Origin of the sequence: Hyphomicrobium sp. DY-1, assembly GCF_047497105.1 — a bacterium.
Classification (GTDB): Bacteria; Pseudomonadota; Alphaproteobacteria; order Rhizobiales; family Hyphomicrobiaceae; genus Hyphomicrobium_B.
The window spans coordinates 1,027,843-1,045,047 of sequence record NZ_CP134870.1 but is presented as its reverse complement, the minus strand read 5'-3'; the positions used below and the strand labels follow the sequence as shown (position 1 = coordinate 1,045,047).

The window sequence follows — 17,205 nt, the reverse complement described above, 5'->3', positions numbered from 1 at the left end:
GTGCAAATTTCGCGCGATTATGCTTTCGAGATTAAGTAACGCGGGCGCCACAGACCGCTTTTCAAAGTCCGCGCGACCAACGAAAAGACGTCACTGATTTTTTAACGCGAGCTATTGTCTGATCGATTCGGAAGGTCGGCCGTTCGGGGAAGCGGCTGATCACTTTGCGAACAGCTTTGGAGCGCCGGGTCGAAGAATAAAATAATAAAAAAAATGCGTTCGAGTCCGAGTGGTGACGGGGGAAGGCGTTGATGATTGGGTGGAAGTTTCTGGCCTTGGCCGGATTTGTTTCTATCAGCGTTTCGGGTTGCTCGGCGTTGCTTGAGAAGCCGCTTATAGAGCCGCCAGATGAGATGGATAAACTTTCTAACGCCGATCTTGCCCCTGTCGCTCCAGCGAAATATCAGCCGCAGGTGAGCCGGAGCCTGAGCACCGGCTCGATCGAACGGAAATATCCGGGCGATAACCGCATCGCGAGAATGCCTCGGCCGTCAAGCGCGGGTGTGACCCAGACGGAAGCGGGATACGAGCTCAACTTCGCCGACACTGAGCTCTCCGAACTTGCAAAGGTCATACTCAAAGACACGTTGGGTATTACGTATGTCTTTGACTCCCACGTCGAGGGCCGCGTGACGGTCTCGACGGGCGGCCCTGTTACGCGGGCAGAACTCATCTCTATTCTCGAGAGCATCTTAGCGACAAATCATGCGGCGCTGCTTATTGAGAACAATGTCTACCGCATTGTTCCGGAGGCGGATGCACATCAACAGGGGATTTCTGCATTCGACTATGTCCGCGAAAGCCATGAGGTCGGCGGCGGCTATGGGGTGTCGATTTTCGCACTTCGGTATGTCTCCACCGAGGCGATGATGCGGATGCTCGATGGCTTGATGGTGAAGCAGGACGATCTTCGCGCCAGCGTCTTCGACAACCTTCTATTCATTCGCGGATCGAGCCAAGTCCGCCAGTCAGTTGTCGATATCATTGCCATGTTCGACGTCGACTGGATGAAAGGACAGTCTGCTGGAATATTTAAACTCGCCAATGCTTCGCCTGACGATGTGATACGCGAGTTGCACCAGGTGTTCCAAACTGACAAGCAGGGTCGTGGAATGGTGAGGTTCCAGCCCATCGGACGCCTCAATGCGATTTTGGCTTTAGCTCCCCGGTCTCAGACCATCGATAAGGTCGGGGATTGGATTTCGCGCCTCGATCATAGCGGCGCCGACGACGACAACTACTATGTCTATAGAGTTGAGAACGGCAGAGCCAAGGACTTAGCAAAGCTATTGATGGCTGCGTTCTCAGGTTCAGGTGAATCGGGTCGCGGACCCGAGGAAAAAGAGGTTGCGCCGACGCTCGGCGCATCGAGACTCAATTCGACAAGCGGCAGCAGCTTTGGAAGCTCTTCAACAAATTCGACTGGAAGCGGATTTGGCACTAGCAGCGGCGGATCCGGCAATAGCGGTTTCGGCGGCGGCGACACCCCCGGAGCATCAAACAGCAGCCCATTAAAGAGCGCTCCTCCGTTGGCGTCGTCAGATGATGATTCCTCATCGGATATTTCGACATCTTCCACGTCATCATCATCGTCGTCGTCGTCGTCCGGCGGCGTGCGCATCACCCCGGACGAGCACAACAACAAGCTTCTGATCAGAGCATCCGAGCGGAACTACAAGAAAATCTTGCAAATACTTCGCCGAATTGATCAGCCGCCTTTGCAGGTCCTAATCAACGCGACGCTCGCCGAGGTCACTCTCAATAAGAACTTGCAGTACGGTGTACAGTTCTTCTTTCAGAAGAACCACGGGAAAGCGGGAGCTATCGGATTCAGCACTGCGGATGCGCTGGCGATTGCTCCAGTCACGCCGGGTCTCAATTTGATTGCAGGAAGCGTAGGCTCCGATCCGAGAGTCATTCTCGACGCGCTTGCGCAGGAGACCGCTGTTCGCGTGGTGTCGTCACCATCGGTGGTGGTCCTTCATAACCAACAAGCGACGCTGGAAGTGGGAGACCAAGTTCCGATCATCACCCGTGAAGCTCAAAGTGTAATCAATCCGGATTCGCCGACGGTCAACGAGATCGACTATAAGAACACCGGTGTTATCCTCAACGTTACGCCCCGCATCAACAGCAACGGTTTGGTGACGATGGAGATCCAGCAAGAGGTAAGCGCCCTGCAGAATCCGACGGGCCAAGCGAACGCAACCGCCTCTCTCACGCCGACGATATCTCAGCGGCGCGTCACAAGTACTATTGCCGTACAGAGCGGCCAGATGGTCGTTCTTGGTGGTCTCATACGTGAAGAAGTGAACCGTTCGAAATCGAGCATACCAGTGCTTAATAAAATTCCGTACTTGGGCGACGTATTGGGTGGGGAGACAGACAACAACAAAACACGGACGGAACTCATCGTCTTCATCAGGCCTACAGTTATCCGCGATCCGGAAGATGCGGCCGATGCCGCAGAAGCGCTGCGCGCAGGCGTGGCGTCGTTGGCGCCGCGGCCTACAGCCTGGGATGCACGAGTGGAGGGCTATGGTGGGAGGAACGAGCCACGTCGAGGCGCAATTAAATGAATTACGATGCGGCGGTTGGTAATAACCGTCTAGGCAGCCGCCGTTAAGGCATTTGCACACCAGACGATCCAAATCGCCGGTGCCAGGAAGACGCCAAACGGCATTGCGGTCGCGCCGGATAGCACCCGCCTTTGCCACAGCATCATCGCGATGATGTAGGTGATCGCGAGGATGCATCCCAATAGGAGGACATTCGTCATCCCCTGGAAACCCGTCCAGGCTCCGGCAACTGCGCCTAGTTTTACATCTCCGAGGCCAAGGCCTTCTCTGTTGCGCCAGTAAAAGTAGGCTTCCCTGATGCCATATAGGAGCATCGCACCGAATATCGCCGCTCCGGTGTGTTCTAGTGTCAGTGACGGGTCATGTTGGAGGTCGCCCAGGAAATATGTTGCCAGCAACCCGATAGGGATTGATGGCAACGACAAGGCATCGGGGATTATGTAACGTGCGACGTCGGATGCTGCGATCCCCAGCATTGTCCAGCCGAGGACGCAAGAGACTGCCGCATATGGAAATTCGAAGACGTAAACAGAGAGCACCGCAATCGCTATTGCCGCGCAAGCGATGACAGGTGGTGCAACGCGAGTGCGAGTCATCGGTGCCGTCCGTCGTGCCGTGAAAACATACACGCCGCGGCGGCAGCGACCGGGTTTGGACGGGATGTTCCAGCGTGGATAACCACTAGCGTGTTACGATCGGCAGAGGTACGGGCCCTGTAATAGTAACGGCCAATGGCGCGGACGCATCGACGATATTCACTGGGAACGGCGTGCCGCCATTGGTAACCGGGAGCGGAGTGTTCACGTCAAATGCAACGACGCGAACGTTGGCAATCGATTGCGCGTCGGCCGCGGGCGTCGTGAAGAAAGGACGTATTGCGATACAAACCAAAGCAATCGCAATGATTGTTTGAATGAATTTGCTGTATGAATCCATTTTTTATGGCTCGCTGGAAGGATTGATATCGGGCAGCACAAGAAGTTCATCGAAGCTAGCCTGTCTCGAGGAAAAATTCTCTCGTAAATATCCAGCGTTAAATCGATGAACTCTCCTGTCGCGGTTGTTCCTACGACCCGATAACACCTGCAGGTTCAGATGGCGGACGTCCTTGGCTACTCATCCGCTATAACGTAGCTCGCAACGAGGAGCGTCACCCCGTTCGACGCTCGACTTTGTGCTGGTCCTGACAAGTTCCTGGTAGTGAGCATTGCTCGGCGTACAGCCGAATTGCTTTTTGAATGCCCTATGGAAGGTCGACAGATCGTTGAAGCCCCAACGATAGGCCAGCGCGGAAATGGAGGGACGACGTCCGGAGCTGACTTCAAGATCCCATTTTATCCGCTTCAGCCGTTCGGTCGTCACGTGTGCGCTGAACGTCGTCCCGAACTGCACAAACAGCTTATGCAAATAGCGCACGGATATTCCGAACTGCTCGGCCACGTGGGGTGGTGAAAGTTCCGGATCAGAGAGGTTGTGATCGATATAATCGAGAAGTCTGGCTAGCAAATAGTTTTTTGGAATATTCGGCTGTCGATCGCATTCGATGAAGCCGACGGACATTGGAAGCAACGAGATGCATGCTTGAAAAAGAGCGGCGAGTTCTTCAGCCGGGGCGGTGCATAGCGTCTGCGCGAGCATCGTGAGGCAGCCGGCCAATGGACCAACCAGCTTTTCTGAAGGTATTAGGACGTTTGAAAATTTGTGATCGACGTCCTGTGCTTTCGGGAATGCAGAAGTTGGAATGATGAAGGCGAGATTATCGCACGGAGCATCAGGCCGTTCGGTCAACGTCACGGGAGAGAAACTCTCATACAAGACGAGGTCACCGCGTTTGGCGATGTTTGAGGTGTCGCCCTGGTCGACTTTCAGCTCACCGGAGATGATAAGATTGCCGTGTATGCAGTCGATCGGCGATTGCGAAATATTCGATTTCGTTTTTATTGCCACGATTGGGCTCATCCGGACGCGGCCGATAGCTCCATTTGCCAGCGCAACACTTTCGACTCTTCCTGCAAAATCCCTCCCGTAGAATTCGGGAGTCCACGGCATAAATGCGGTACAAATTGTTTCTCGAAAGAGGCTGAACGCTTCGGCTTTAGATCCGTATTGGCTGTCCCAAATATGAAGATGATCGTTTTTCTGCGGGAAGGCCCCATCGACGTGGCTCGCCATTGAATTCCTCCTTGCAGCGGTTCTTGCGCCGCTGCTTCTCAATGCTAGCCCGGACTAAATAACCTGTCTTGGCGTTAACAACCATGGCGCGCAGTGAACTAACGCAGAAATGATACGAACTATCGCCTGAACAATATCCTCATCTCAATCACTGCTTCCGGAGCAACTCCGAGAATTTGCTTCAAATGAGAAGAAGAGGACACGCGTACATCAATCCTCAATATTGTGCTGCAACGCGACGTGCTCTTTCGGGAATCGCCCACGCTCACAAACAAGGACATGTCTTGCAAGTCTCGCCTCAGACCTCGCGGCGCGACGGCAGGGACCGCGCTTAGTCCAAAAGCGGGCGCGCCTAGAGCGACTTCGTGCATTCGTTGCAACAACCTGTGCGCCCACGCCGTCGCTGGCCTGATCAAATTCGTGGACAACCACTTCAGGCAGAGGAGCCGGGTCTAGCCGGTCGAAGGTCCGATCGTGGCGACGCTAAACAAACCTCTGTTCTGAAGCGATCGCCCGCGTCTCAGGGAGAGAAAACATGAGAACCGCTATCCAATATGTTGGACAAAAGCGTCCCGCACGACGGCGAAGCCTGAACTCGCTTGGGTCGGCCGCAATGATGGCTGTCGCTGCCGCCGGTTTGACATTCAATGTCGCCATTGCGGACAGCGGGCCCGTCGTCGGCACAGTCGACGGCCCGGTGCGAGGATATTCTGACAAAGGCGTGAATATCTTTCTTGGGATTCCCTACGCGGCGCCGCCTATTGGAAAGCTCCGGTGGCAACCGCCTGCGGCGATGAAGAGGTGGAAGGGAACGCTTGATGCGACGCACTTCGGAAACACCTGCCCGCAGGTCACCGAACTCGGAGCATTTGCCGGGCCATCAAGCACCAGCGAGGATTGTCTTTACCTCAATGTCTTCACGACGGGTGCGAGCAAGAACGGCAAGAAAAAGCCGGTCATCGTCTGGATTCATGGTGGCGGCAACATTGACGGAGAAACAAATGACTACGATGCGAGCAAGCTCGCGACCGGCGGGCCCGCAGGCGTGCCGACGGTCGTGGTGACGCTCAACTACCGTCTCGGCATCCTAGGCTTTTTCTCTCACCCGGCCATCAACGGCGAGGGGCATCTCTGGGGTAACTACGGAATACTTGATCAACAGGCAGCACTTCGCTGGGTTCAGCGCAACATCGCGGCATTCGGCGGAGATCCAAACAAAGTGGCTCTCGGCGGCCAATCTGCCGGTGCAGTAGACACCGGCGCAAACCAGGTGTCTCCGTTCGCCAACGGCCTGTTCAACAGAGCTATCTATCAAAGCTCGCCCGGCTTCTTCTCGACGCTTCCCTCTGCTAGCGACGCCCTTGCCAAAGGGAACAAGTTCGCAACAGACGCGGGTTGTTCAGGATCGAATTCCGATGCCGCGAGCTGCCTTCGAAAACTTTCAGTGGCTCGCATACTTCAGCTTCAAGGAACACCGAATGCGGACGGTCCCTATACGGCAGGCGCGTTCGTGGATGGGACGGTTATTCCTTTAACGCCTGAGCAGGCTTTTACGAGCGGCAAGTTCAATAAGATGCCCGTCATCGGTGGCGCCGTGAAAGACGAACTCACCTTTACAACGGGCATAACCGAGTACTTCTCCGGTCCGCCCCAGGCACCCATGACTGCAGATCAGTACGCAGCAGCCGTCACCGGGCCGGCGGCGGCGCAATATCCCCTCTCGAGCTTCGGCGGAGATACGATGCTCGCCTACGAACGATATTTAACCGACCCCAATAAATGCCGTGAGCTTCATGTCGTGCGTCTCTGGGCTCCCCAGGTTCCGACTTACGCATATGATTTCACCTATCAGAATGCTCCCTATTATTTTCCGAAAATGCCGGGTTTCTCACCTTTGGCCGCGCACACCATCGACATCCAGTTCCTGTTTGCGAATTGGCACGGCGGCAATCTTGGCGTCAACATCGACCAGTCGTCGGGCCAACCGCGGGAGCTCAACGGGCAGGAGACGAAGCTCTCAGATCAACTCGTTGCGGCATGGACCAACTTTGCCGACAAGGGCAATCCAAACGGCTCCGGCAATTCGCCTTGGCCGAGATTCGGGAACGGGAAAGGCGCAAAGTACTTTGTGCAGGACATTCCGCTTTCTACGACGTCAATCGCAAATTTCCGGAACGAATATAAATGTGATTTCTGGGACACTCAGCTTACATACTAATGCATGCTGACGCACAATGAGAGTGCGGGGCGATGGCTTATTCGCTCCGCATTTCGAGTTATCGCAAATAAGACCAATTTGCATCAAAGATCGCGATTCGGATGATCGATGTTCCTGGACCGCTCATTTAATGACGTGATGCGATACGAAGTGTGCATCCCTTTCTGAGCGACGAACGTCGATCGAAATGGCTCTGAGAAATTTTACGACGCTGAATGATATTTTTGTGCGCTGGCTGCGCGCACGACGTGCGCACTACGCCAAGTTAAGTTCTCCTGCTGCGAAGCCGATTTTTTTCATCGACGCATAATTCTCTCGCGGCATTGGCAGAGACCAGCCGCTGTTCACGGCGGTCGGTGGCTCAATCCATCGGACCAAAAACAATAAATAATAGGAGAGAAAATTATGCGAAGCAGTTTTGCGTCGTGCAAACGGCGCGCGTCTCTGCGGCGTGGCGCCGTGGTCTATACGCTTGTGGCGGCAGGGTTGATGTCGTCGCCAGCCTTCGCGGGCAAGAAAGATGATGGCGGCCCGACCGTCTCCGTTACCGATGGTCGGGTCCGCGGTACGACGGCCAACGGTGTCAACATCTTCCGCGGCATTCCTTACGCAGCTCCTCCGGTAGGAAAGTTGCGGTGGGAACCGCCGCAGCCTGTCAAGCGCTGGAAGGGCGTTCTTGACGGCACAAAGTTCGCCAACACCTGCCCGCAAGTGACAGAACTTGGCGCGTTCGCCGGCCCCACGAGCGTGACAGAAGACTGTCTATACTTGAACGTCTTCTCGACCGGCAGCAGCAAAAAGAAGGGCGTTATTGTATGGATCCACGGCGGCGGGAATGTCGACGGCGAGTCCAACGACTACGACGCGACAAAACTCGCACAAGGCGGTCCTGATGGACACGAGACTGTTGTCGTCACTCTGAACTACCGCATGGGACTTTTCGGATACCTCTCGCATCCTGCGCTGAACAGCGAAGGGCACCTGTGGGGCAATTACGGGATCATGGACATCCAGCAGGCTTTGCGTTGGGTTCAGCGTAACATCTCGGCATTCGGTGGCGATCCCAATCGAGTGGCGCTCGGCGGCCAATCTGCCGGTGCGCAGGATACTGGTGCAAACGTTATCTCGCCGATGAGTGCCAACCTCTTTAGTCGAGCCATTTATGAAAGCGGGCCACTGCCGACAATGACTTCAGCGGCAACGGCTCTCGGTCGAGGTCAAGGGTTCGCTGCGGCCGCCGGATGTCCGACTGATGGCAGCAAACAAGCCGCCCAGTGCCTACGCGGACTGACGACGGAGCGAATTCTGCAACTGCAGGGCACTCCGAATGCCAACGGCCCATATATCGTTGGTCCGTTCGTCGATGGCACGGTGATTCCGATTACGCCCGAAAAGGCTTGGACCACAGGTCAATTTAACAAGATGCCTACCATGGGTGGCCGTGTGAAAGACGAGGGTAATTTCTCGATCGGCATCACCGAGTACTTCTCCGGTCAGCCGCCTGTCCCAATGACGGCCGATCAGTACACCGCAGCTATCACAAAAACCTACTCAGGCAATGCAGGTCCAGGCGGCGCGCCTCCGGCATATCCGGCTGGCACGGTGGACAAGGTCCTCGCGCAGTATCCGCTGTCTGACTATGGAAATGATCCTATGAAAGCGTACGATCGAGTGACGACGGATACTCAGAAATGTCAGGCTGATCATGTCCTTCATCTCTGGGCGCCGCAGATTCCATCATATGCATACGATTTTACCTACCAGGATGCTCCATACTATTTTCCGAAGATGCCTGGCTTCAAGCCCGGAGCGGCACATACGATCGACATCCAGTTCCTGTTCGACAACTGGCATGGCGGTCAACTCGGCGTTAATCTCGATCAGAGTTCGGGTCAGCCTCGCGAGCTCAACCAGCAGGAAACGAAACTTTCCGATCAGCTGGTGGCCGCGTGGACGAACTTCGCATGGTCCGGCAACCCGAACGGGTCTGGTAATTCGCCTTGGCCGAAATATGGTGCGGGCAACAATGCGAAGTATCTAGTCGAAGATATTCCGCTGTCGACTATGGGCCGCAAGGATTATCGCGACGCATACAAGTGCGATTTCTGGGACAGCGTGCTGCTGTATCCCGCTGAGTGAGATCAATAGAAGAGAGGAAGGCCGCTCGATTTGAGCGGCCTTTTTTATTTCGGCTAGTTCAAAGGCTTTTCATCGTCCTCAAAGCGAGCGATCGCGTCTTCGATCTGATCTTTGAGCGTCATCAACGCGCGGTGGATCGCAACGAGGCTATTACGGTCCAGCATGCCAAAACCATTTGCCGCTGACTTCTCAATGGCATGGCAAAAAGCGATTAGGAGGCGAGGATCTTCGGACATGGCGAGATAAATATGGTTTTGAGCAAAATTAACATTGAAAACGCCGACCACTATAAAACCCGTCGCGAGTGCAGGCGAATTTTTTCCGTCTCGTTGGCGGTTATTTGAAAAAGACGGCAGGTCTCATCCGGTTGCTTCCGGCTGCCGAGGACCGCGGAAAGCGGTAGTGACGGCCACGATTTTTGTGCATTGCGCACGTTGAAGAGTATCCTTAGCGCCAGATTTGAGATGACATTATGCCGAACTGGTCGGTACATATGCCATCAATGAAGAACGTTCGCGCCTAAAGCAAAAACACTCCCGACGGGCCGAAGAAGCCTGCGTGCGAGACAAAATGATCCCGAACGGGAGGCGAAAATGAAGGCGGGAGAAGACGCGGCCGACAGGCTTCATCTCAGCATTTGCGATACGGAATTCTATCCTGCTCGCGACGGATTTGCTGCCTTCCGCGAGGCGGTGGCGGCCGCGTTTATGCCATGGCTGCTGGAGCGAAATTCAGAGGCTGAGTTTAGTGCGCGAATTGCGAGTTTATCCACAGAGTTCGGATCATTCGCGCGCACTCGGATGACGCCTCTGCCGGGTTTTCGAAACAAGCCGGAGATCTCGAAATCGCCGGAACTTTGCCTCTACGCCAACTATGTCATATCGGGCCAGCTCATCGTCGATCAGGGTGATCGTATGACGACCGCCAACACAGGCGATCTCATCATTTACGACAGCACGCTGCCTGTGAAGCACATCAAGCTTGGCGATGCCCCGTTCGAAGACCTGTCTTTCAGCGTTCCTAAGACGCAATTCGGGAGCGAAGGGCAGGTCTTTGAAAACGTCTCGATACCTAATGCCAAGATTATTTCGCCCCTTGCCAGCTGCTTTGCGTTTCTCTCGCAAAATATCTCATCAGCTCAACCGGACGAGTTAGGAGCTGTCGGCGCGGCTTGTGCCGCATTGCTGCCTATTGCGGTCGGTCACTTGACTGAGCCCCCGCGCGGTAAGGACTTCGTGGTTACATCGAGCTACTATGCGCGGGAGCTTATGAAGTTTGTCGATGCCAACATCAACGATATAGATCTATCGCCAAGTACGGCAGCCGCGAACCTCGGCATATCGGTTCGTTATGTTCACAAGCAATTCGCTATGATTGGGACTACATTCAGTAGTTACGTAATGTCGAAACGTCTCGAACACGTCAGTCGCGATCTCGTTTCGGACACTGGACGACAACAGCCGATTTTCGTCCTCGCCTACCGTTGGGGTTTCAACGATCTTTCGACCTTCATAAGAGCCTTCAAGAAGAAATTCGGGTGTTCTCCGCGGGAATACCGCGCGAAGTTCTAGCTAACGCCGCACGCGCCAGGAAACTCTCGGCCCGATGGGTCCTCAAACTAAGACCCCATAGCCCGCAACTCGGTCAAGCATCAGAAAGTTACGCGAACCGCCAGCTTTGAGCGGTCGATTTTTTTGCGTTTCGTTCGCCCGCATCCAATCTGATTCTCTCGATGCAAAGTTCCATGCACGGCGATGCGCTTTATCTAACGCGCAAGAAAACGATCGTGTGTCAACGCACGTCAAAAAAAGTTCGGAGAGGAAATCCCATGCATGGATTATTTGGCGGCCCCGGCCGGGAACGCTCGTGGCGAAAGCGGATTTTTGCCAGTTTGGCAGTCGTGGCAGGCCTTGCGACGGTTCCAGCTTTCGCTCACAGCAACGCGAACTTCATTTTCGGCCCCTTCTTCTTTCCCTTTTGGGGCCATGATTTCAACTACTCTGGACATCATCACGGCGGCGACAGCAATGGCCCAGTCGTAAAAACTGCAGAAGGGTCAGTGCGTGGCTACACGCTGAACGGCGTCAACATCTTTCTTGGCATTCCCTACGCGGCGCCACCCGTAGGCAACCTGCGCTGGCGGCCGCCGCAACCCGTGCAGAAATGGAAATCGACGCTCGACGCGACGGAGTTTGGACCCACATGTCCGCAGGTGACCGAGCTTGGCGCCTTTGCCGGTCCAACAAGTATCAATGAAGACTGCCTCTATTTGAATGTCTTCACGTCCGGCAAAGGCCGTACGAAGAAGCCTGTGATTGTATGGATCTACGGCGGCGCCAACGAAGATGGCGAATCGAACGACTACGACGGCAGCAAACTTGCGACCGGTGGTCCGCTCGGGCAGGACACCGTCGTCGTGACGATGAACTACCGTATCGGCATTTTGGGCTTCTTCTCGAACCCCGCCATCAATTCCGAAGGGCATCTTGCCGTCAACTACGGCATTCTTGATCAGCAGGCCGTGCTGAAATGGGTCCAACGAAACATTGCAGCGTTTGGCGGCGATCCCAACAACGTCACCCTCGGTGGCCAGTCCGCAGGCGCCTACGATACGCAAGCGAACTTGATCTCGCCCTATGCGAAGGGACTGTTTCACAGAGCGATCCTCCAAAGCTATCCCGCGACCAGTTGGTTGACGGCGGATGCGACGCTGACGCGTGGAACCAATTTCGGCGTGGCAGCGGGATGTCCGGGATCGAATGCCGCTGCTGCAAAATGCCTCCGCAATCTCTCTGCGGCACGCGTTCTCCAACTCCAAGGCACGCCGAATACGACGACGCCATATCTTGCGCAGGTGACCGTGGACGGTAACGTCATCCCTCTCCAGCCGGATGATGCTTGGAAGTCCGGAAACTTCAACAAGATGCCGATTATGACGGGTGACGTGCACGACGAGGGCAACTTCACCGTCGGTATCAACGAATATTTTTCATCACCCCAAGGCCCGATGACACAGGATCAATACCTGGCGAGAGTCACCGGCGCCGCTCTCGATCAATATCCGCTCTCCAACTATGGAAGTCCAAATCTCGCTTACAATGCTTACGGTTCTGACCCGCAGGCGTGCCTGACACTTCACGTCGTCAAAGAACTGGCGTCGTTGGTGCCCGTGTATGCCTATGAATTCAACTATCAGAAGGCGCCGTATCACTTCCCGCAGATGCCGGGTTACACGCCGCTCGCAACCCACACGATCGATATTCAGTTCCTGTTCCCCGGTTATCACGGGGGAATTTTGGGCGTGAATCTCGATCAGGCGACGGGTCAGCCGCGTGAGATCAGCGGGGACGAGGTGACACTCTCGGATCAACTCGTGGCAGCGTGGACGAACTTCGCCAAGACGGGCAATCCGAATGGCTCTGGCAACTCGCCCTGGCCCAAGTTCACGACGGGTGATCAGAACTTCTACTCGCAGAATGTGCCGTCATCGAGCGTCTTAGGGGCCGACGCATACGCGAATGATCACAAGTGCGCCTATTGGAATCCCGTACGCGGGTACTGACCGCAGGCCATAGAAAATTGAGAGGCGCGCCGTAGCGCACCTCTCGTCCTTCGTTTGGCGCCATTGCTAGTTCGGTCGCATGACTGCAAGCGCCGACGGCAGGCGTGAAGAAATTCGCATGTCGTTCTAGGGAGAAGAAAATGAGAAATCAGAGGTCTCTTCTGAAAGCACTGTTGGCCTGCGGAGGAACAGCTTTGCTATCCGCGGCCCTACCGCAATTCGCAGCAGCACAACAATTATCTGATCTCAAATCGTCGCCGCCATTGACGCTGAAAGGAGAAGGAAGCTTCTTTGTCGGTGGCAGTACGCACGTCATTGACTCAAAGTACATCTCGCCATCGGCTTTTTCCGCTGACTCCGGGAATTCGATGATCAACCAGATGTACGTCCAGTTCCAAATTCCCAAGGATACGATTGATCAATATCCGATTGTTTTCGTGCATGGTTGTTGCCTGACATCGAAGACATGGGAAACCACGCCCGATGGACGTATGGGCTGGTACGAATACTTCACGCGGAAGGGCTTCAAGACCTACATGGGTGAACAGGTCGGCCGTGGGCGTTCGGGCTTCGATGCGTTGCAATACCAGAAGGTCCTGACGGGTGATGCGCCGCCCAGCACCAACCCCGCTATTCTCATAGCAACAGACCAATTCGCCTGGAATGTTTTCCGCTGGGGCGACTATGCAACGAAGACGCCCTACAAGGATGAACGATTTCCGATGCAGACAGTGGGCGTCGGCAAAAACGCTACGCTGGATTTCTACAAGCAGGTCATCCCGGATCTGAACTCGACGTTGAGCGAGGCAGCTTCTCCCACCTGCGCAGATGGCAATTGCACGCCAGCCGACCCCAATGCGCCTTTTAATACTCCGGAGAACATGGCGCTGCTCGCAAATCAGCTAGATGGCGCTATTCTCGTTGGCCATTCCCAATCGAGCGGCTTTCCTACGATGGCTGCCCTCCGGCCCGGTTCAAACGGCGTGAAAGGAATTATTCAGCTCGAGACGGGGTGCTTCGCGAATCTCACGCCTGCGAATATTCAGGTCCTTAAAAACATTCCCATACTGATTATGGTTGGCGATCACTTCTCGACGCCCCAACCGACACCCGCTTGCGTCACGATGCAAAAGCAAATCAAGGATGCGGGTGGCGATATGACGTTTGTCGCGCTGCCGGATCTCGGCATCCACGGCAACAGTCATATGTTCATGCAGGATAACAACAACCTGCAGGTCGCCGATATCATCATCAGCTGGATTAAAAAGCATGTGAAATACAAAAATCATGGTCATGGCCATGATGGACACGGACACTGGTGATGTCGACACCGACTATCGCATGTCGCCTCGGTTGCCGTTGGCAGACGGTTCATCGGATTTTTCCAATGAACCGTCAGCCATTTTTCATGCGATAACCTTGTCCAAGAATGTCCGTCGTGCGGCGTCTCTATCAGACGGTGCCATAACGCCTCTGGTTCGGGAATGGCACGGGCAGACGCATACAGTCATCATCTGACAATGCCTGAAAGTGATCGCACGACTCGCCATGCCAATGTACACTAGTGAGAGTGGCCCTGTGAGAACATCCGGCGCGACGAACGTTCGGGCAAATGTGCGCGGTTTCTCTCGGACGGGATTTTGCGGAAATTGGAGCGGCATTTCTTCGCTTCCAGAAGTATTGTGCGCTTAAATACAAGGCCGCCGTTGGGCAGAGTCACTGCGAACCGGGTCTTGTGAATTGATTAATCCAAGCAGCACGATTTCATTCTAAGGCAGGGTACCGATAGGCGTGCATCCAACGCGGCTTCGCAGAAAAAGCTGCCGAGGACTAGGCAGGGCAGAGTGCGTCGCACGCGGTTGAATCGTCCCAATAGCTGTCGTTGAGTAGCAGCGATCGGTGACGCAGGGAGCCCTGCCGACCACGTCCGCTGTGAGAGCGAGATAGGTCGAATCGTCGGATGGTCGATCGCGTGTTCAAGCCCTGAGTTGACTTGTTCACGTTCGGAAATCGCTTCCGAAGGCTACGAGGCCGGACGATGCTTTTTCTGCTGCTTCTTTTTATGAGCGAATTTTGACCCAGGCTTATATTCGCCGCTTGATTTTGATGAACCTGGGTGAGGCCCTGGACCCTTGGGATGAGTTTTCTGCGCGTCACGCTTTCGATGAGGATGCGCGCCAGCTTTTTCTTTGTTTCGATCCCGCCATGGCATCTTCGCGTGCCGACCCGTTTGAGGATCAGACAAGGTTGCGGCTTTGGCCTCGTCGTCTTTCTGCTGCCGGGGAGCGAGGGTCGGATTGCGGTGCGTACCAGCGTCGTCACCCATGGAGGCGCCGATGCGCGAAATTCGCCCCTCGTTAGGCTTCATGGAGCGCGCGGCATCCGCGAACGTCTCTGCGGATTGGGCGGCGATCTGGAAGCGCGTGTCGCGGTCGAAGATTTTGATGGAACCGATCTCGGCTTTCGTCACATTGCCGGCGCGGCAGAGAAGCGGCAGCAGCCAGCGGGGCTCGGCATTACGCTCGCGGCCGATATCGATCCGGAACCACACCATCTCACGGCCCTGATCACGTACGGCGTGCGCGGAGCGGCTGTCTCTCGGGGGCGCGATCGCGCGCTCGTGTCGGCCTTGCGGCCCTTGGCAGCGTACTTGCCTATGCTCGACCCGCTCCCGAGGTGCTCGCGCATGATCATTGCGCCGCCGCGGCGAGCCCGTATCCTCAGTAAGATCTTCCGGCGCGGGCAGCTGGGCTCGGTGGATGCGGACCAACGCGAGAGCAATCTCTTCTGCCGTGCGGCTGGACTGAAGGGATTGCGCAAGCTTCAGGTCCTCGTCCGTCGTGGGAGCGGTGAAGATAGAGCTGGCCAGAAAGCGCTCCTGATCGCGTGCGCGGATCTCCTCAGCGGTCGGTGCCGGGCCCCCATGTGACCTTGAGCTTCGCACCGACCAGCAGCGCATCGGCCTTACGCCGGCGGTCGAAGGGGACAATCAACACACACAGGCCCTTGTTGCCGGCCCGCCCCGTGCGACCAGAGCGATGAAGGAGTGTCTCTGCATCATTGGGCAGATCGGCGTGAATGACGAGCGAGAGAGCCGGCAAGTCGAGCCCGCGCGCCGCCACATCCGTCGCGACAAGGACGCGCGCGCGGCCATCGCGCAGCGCTTGCAGTGCATGCGTGCGCTCGTTCTGCGTCAACTCTCCGGATAGGGCCACCGCAGAGAAGCCGCGTTCCAACAGACGCGCGTGCGTCCGCTTTACGGCTTCGCGCGTCGAACAGAACACAATCGCGGCGCCGGCCTCGTGAAACCGAAGCACGTTGACGACGGCGTTTTCAGTATCGCCCGGAACGACGCGAATGGCGCGATAGTCGATGTCGGCATGCTGCTCGTTGCGCTTCACCGTTTCGATGCGAACAGCGTCGCGCTGGTAGCGGCGCGCCAGTGCTTCGATCTCGCGGGGCATGGTGGCCGAGAACAGGAGCGTCTGGCGGCCTTCAGGGGTTGCGTCGAGAATGAATTCCAGATCCTCGCGAAATCCGAGATCGAGCATCTCATCGGCCTCGTCAAGCACAACGGCTGCGAGTTTTGTCGGGTCAAGCCGCCGTCGTTCTAAATGGTCCCGTAGACGTCCGGGCGTGCCGACCACGATATGGGCGCCGAAGCCGAGTTGGCGGGCTTCCGCGCGTGCGTCCATGCCCCCGACGCAGGTCACAACACGCGCCCCGGTGTCTGCATAGAGCCAGTCGAGTTCGCGCTGCACTTGCATCGCAAGCTCACGCGTGGGCGCGATGATCAGCGCCAGCGGCTCAGCGGCTTGCGAGAGACGTTCCGCTTCTCCAAGCAGCGTCGACGCCATCGTAAGTCCGAAGGCGACCGTTTTCCCGGAGCCGGTTTGCGCCGAGACCAGCAAATCGCGCCCTACCGTATTGGCTTCGAGAACCGCTAATTGCACGGCGGTCGGCGCAGAGTAGCCGCGCGCAGAAAGAGCGCGCCCGAGCGCGGGATGAACCGACGGGAAGGTCATGATTGTGAAGTCTTTTCGAATGGAGAAGGCCCACCCGGCTCTATTCGAGTGGCAGGCGCACTTCGTCAAGAATGTCGTTATTAGCGTGCCTAGGGGGTATTCGGCGTAAACGCCAGCAGGCAGTTAACGCGCTTCGAATGTTGGTTAGCCTGCCACGTAAGACTTTCGGCCGGAAGGTCTTAATAGCGGTCGTTAGCGTCCCACGGTCGGCGACGACAAGTTGGTCGCGGACCATGTCTGCCCACGGCGCTTATGCGTCAGATTTCGATCTTCTCGGCAAACTCGATCGCGTCGTCGACCTCAATGCCGAGATAGCGCACCGTGCTCTAGATTTTTGAATGTCCGAGCAAAAGCTGGACTGCTCGGAGGTTGCCCGTCCCCCTATAGATAAGCACCGCCTTTGTGCGCCGTAGAGATGCGTGCCGAACTTGGCCGGATCAAGCCCGATGCTCGCTACCCACTCCTGCACTAGTTGGCGCGAGCGTGAGCAACTGGTGTTAAGTTGTCCGC

Annotated in this window: 9 protein-coding genes and 2 pseudogenes; 6 read left to right on the top strand and 5 right to left on the bottom strand. The window is 56.0% G+C overall.

Annotated features, from left to right (window positions below; translation table 11 throughout):
* Positions 1-251 precede the first annotated feature (251 nt).
* Positions 252-2,579, top strand: a complete 2,328-nt coding sequence (gene gspD / locus RLW41_RS04980; RefSeq protein WP_414463749.1) for a type II secretion system secretin GspD — start codon at positions 252-254, stop codon at positions 2,577-2,579.
* Between the two features lie 29 nt (positions 2,580-2,608).
* Here gspD and RLW41_RS04975 read toward each other — a convergent pair whose 3' ends face one another.
* Both RLW41_RS04975 and RLW41_RS04970 read right to left on the bottom strand, forming a co-directional pair.
* Complete coding sequence (locus RLW41_RS04975; RefSeq protein ID WP_414463748.1) at positions 2,609-3,175, bottom strand: prepilin peptidase; 567 nt, start codon at positions 3,173-3,175, stop codon at positions 2,609-2,611.
* A gap of 520 nt (positions 3,176-3,695) precedes the next feature.
* Positions 3,696-4,751, bottom strand: coding sequence for an AraC family transcriptional regulator (locus RLW41_RS04970; protein WP_414463747.1), 1,056 nt, complete (start codon positions 4,749-4,751; stop codon positions 3,696-3,698).
* Positions 4,752-5,286: 535 nt separating this feature from the next.
* Between RLW41_RS04970 and RLW41_RS04965 the strand changes: the two genes are divergently transcribed.
* Together RLW41_RS04965 and RLW41_RS04960 are read left to right on the top strand one after the other, a co-directional pair.
* Positions 5,287-6,969 carry a carboxylesterase/lipase family protein gene (locus RLW41_RS04965; RefSeq protein WP_414463746.1) on the top strand — a complete coding sequence of 561 codons (1,683 nt, stop codon included), beginning with the start codon at positions 5,287-5,289 and terminating at the stop codon, positions 6,967-6,969.
* Between the two features lie 405 nt (positions 6,970-7,374).
* Positions 7,375-9,108: a carboxylesterase/lipase family protein gene (locus RLW41_RS04960; RefSeq protein WP_414463745.1), complete on the top strand. Its 1,734-nt coding sequence runs from the start codon at positions 7,375-7,377 to the stop codon at positions 9,106-9,108.
* 53 nt (positions 9,109-9,161) lie between these two features.
* Here RLW41_RS04960 and RLW41_RS04955 read toward each other — a convergent pair whose 3' ends face one another.
* Positions 9,162-9,395 carry a hypothetical protein gene (locus tag RLW41_RS04955; RefSeq protein WP_414463744.1) on the bottom strand — a complete coding sequence of 78 codons (234 nt, stop codon included), beginning with the start codon at positions 9,393-9,395 and terminating at the stop codon, positions 9,162-9,164.
* Positions 9,396-9,701: 306 nt separating this feature from the next.
* Between RLW41_RS04955 and RLW41_RS04950 the strand changes: the two genes are divergently transcribed.
* The 3 genes from RLW41_RS04950 (at position 9,702) to RLW41_RS04940 (ending at position 13,992) form a co-directional block, all read left to right on the top strand.
* Complete coding sequence (locus RLW41_RS04950) at positions 9,702-10,679, top strand: helix-turn-helix domain-containing protein (RefSeq protein ID WP_414463743.1); 978 nt, start codon at positions 9,702-9,704, stop codon at positions 10,677-10,679.
* A 257-nt stretch (positions 10,680-10,936) separates the two neighbouring features.
* A complete protein-coding gene (locus RLW41_RS04945) occupies positions 10,937-12,670 on the top strand; it encodes a carboxylesterase/lipase family protein (RefSeq protein WP_414463742.1) in 1,734 nt (577 codons plus the stop codon).
* A 104-nt stretch (positions 12,671-12,774) separates the two neighbouring features.
* Positions 12,775-13,992, top strand: coding sequence for a hypothetical protein (locus RLW41_RS04940; protein ID WP_414463741.1), 1,218 nt, complete (start codon positions 12,775-12,777; stop codon positions 13,990-13,992).
* A gap of 701 nt (positions 13,993-14,693) precedes the next feature.
* Here the strand turns inward: RLW41_RS04940 and RLW41_RS04935 are convergent.
* Positions 14,694-16,695 (bottom strand): annotated as a pseudogene (locus RLW41_RS04935) (DEAD/DEAH box helicase).
* 257 nt (positions 16,696-16,952) lie between these two features.
* A pseudogene (locus tag RLW41_RS04930) lies at positions 16,953-17,170 on the bottom strand (tyrosine-type recombinase/integrase); the annotation flags it as partial.
* Positions 17,171-17,205 lie beyond the last annotated feature (35 nt).

Excerpts from the sequence above, each read along its gene's own strand:
- RLW41_RS04950 (WP_414463743.1), top strand. The coding sequence starts at position 9,702 with ATGAAGGCGGGAGAAGACGCGGCCGACAGGCTTCATCTCAGCATTTGC.
- gspD (WP_414463749.1), top strand. The coding sequence starts at position 252 with ATGATTGGGTGGAAGTTTCTGGCCTTGGCCGGATTTGTTTCTATCAGC.
- RLW41_RS04965 (WP_414463746.1), top strand. The coding sequence starts at position 5,287 with ATGAGAACCGCTATCCAATATGTTGGACAAAAGCGTCCCGCACGACGG.
- RLW41_RS04970 (WP_414463747.1), bottom strand. The coding sequence starts at position 4,751 with ATGGCGAGCCACGTCGATGGGGCCTTCCCGCAGAAAAACGATCATCTT.
- RLW41_RS04945 (WP_414463742.1), top strand. The coding sequence starts at position 10,937 with ATGCATGGATTATTTGGCGGCCCCGGCCGGGAACGCTCGTGGCGAAAG.
- RLW41_RS04960 (WP_414463745.1), top strand. The coding sequence starts at position 7,375 with ATGCGAAGCAGTTTTGCGTCGTGCAAACGGCGCGCGTCTCTGCGGCGT.
- RLW41_RS04975 (WP_414463748.1), bottom strand. The coding sequence starts at position 3,175 with ATGACTCGCACTCGCGTTGCACCACCTGTCATCGCTTGCGCGGCAATA.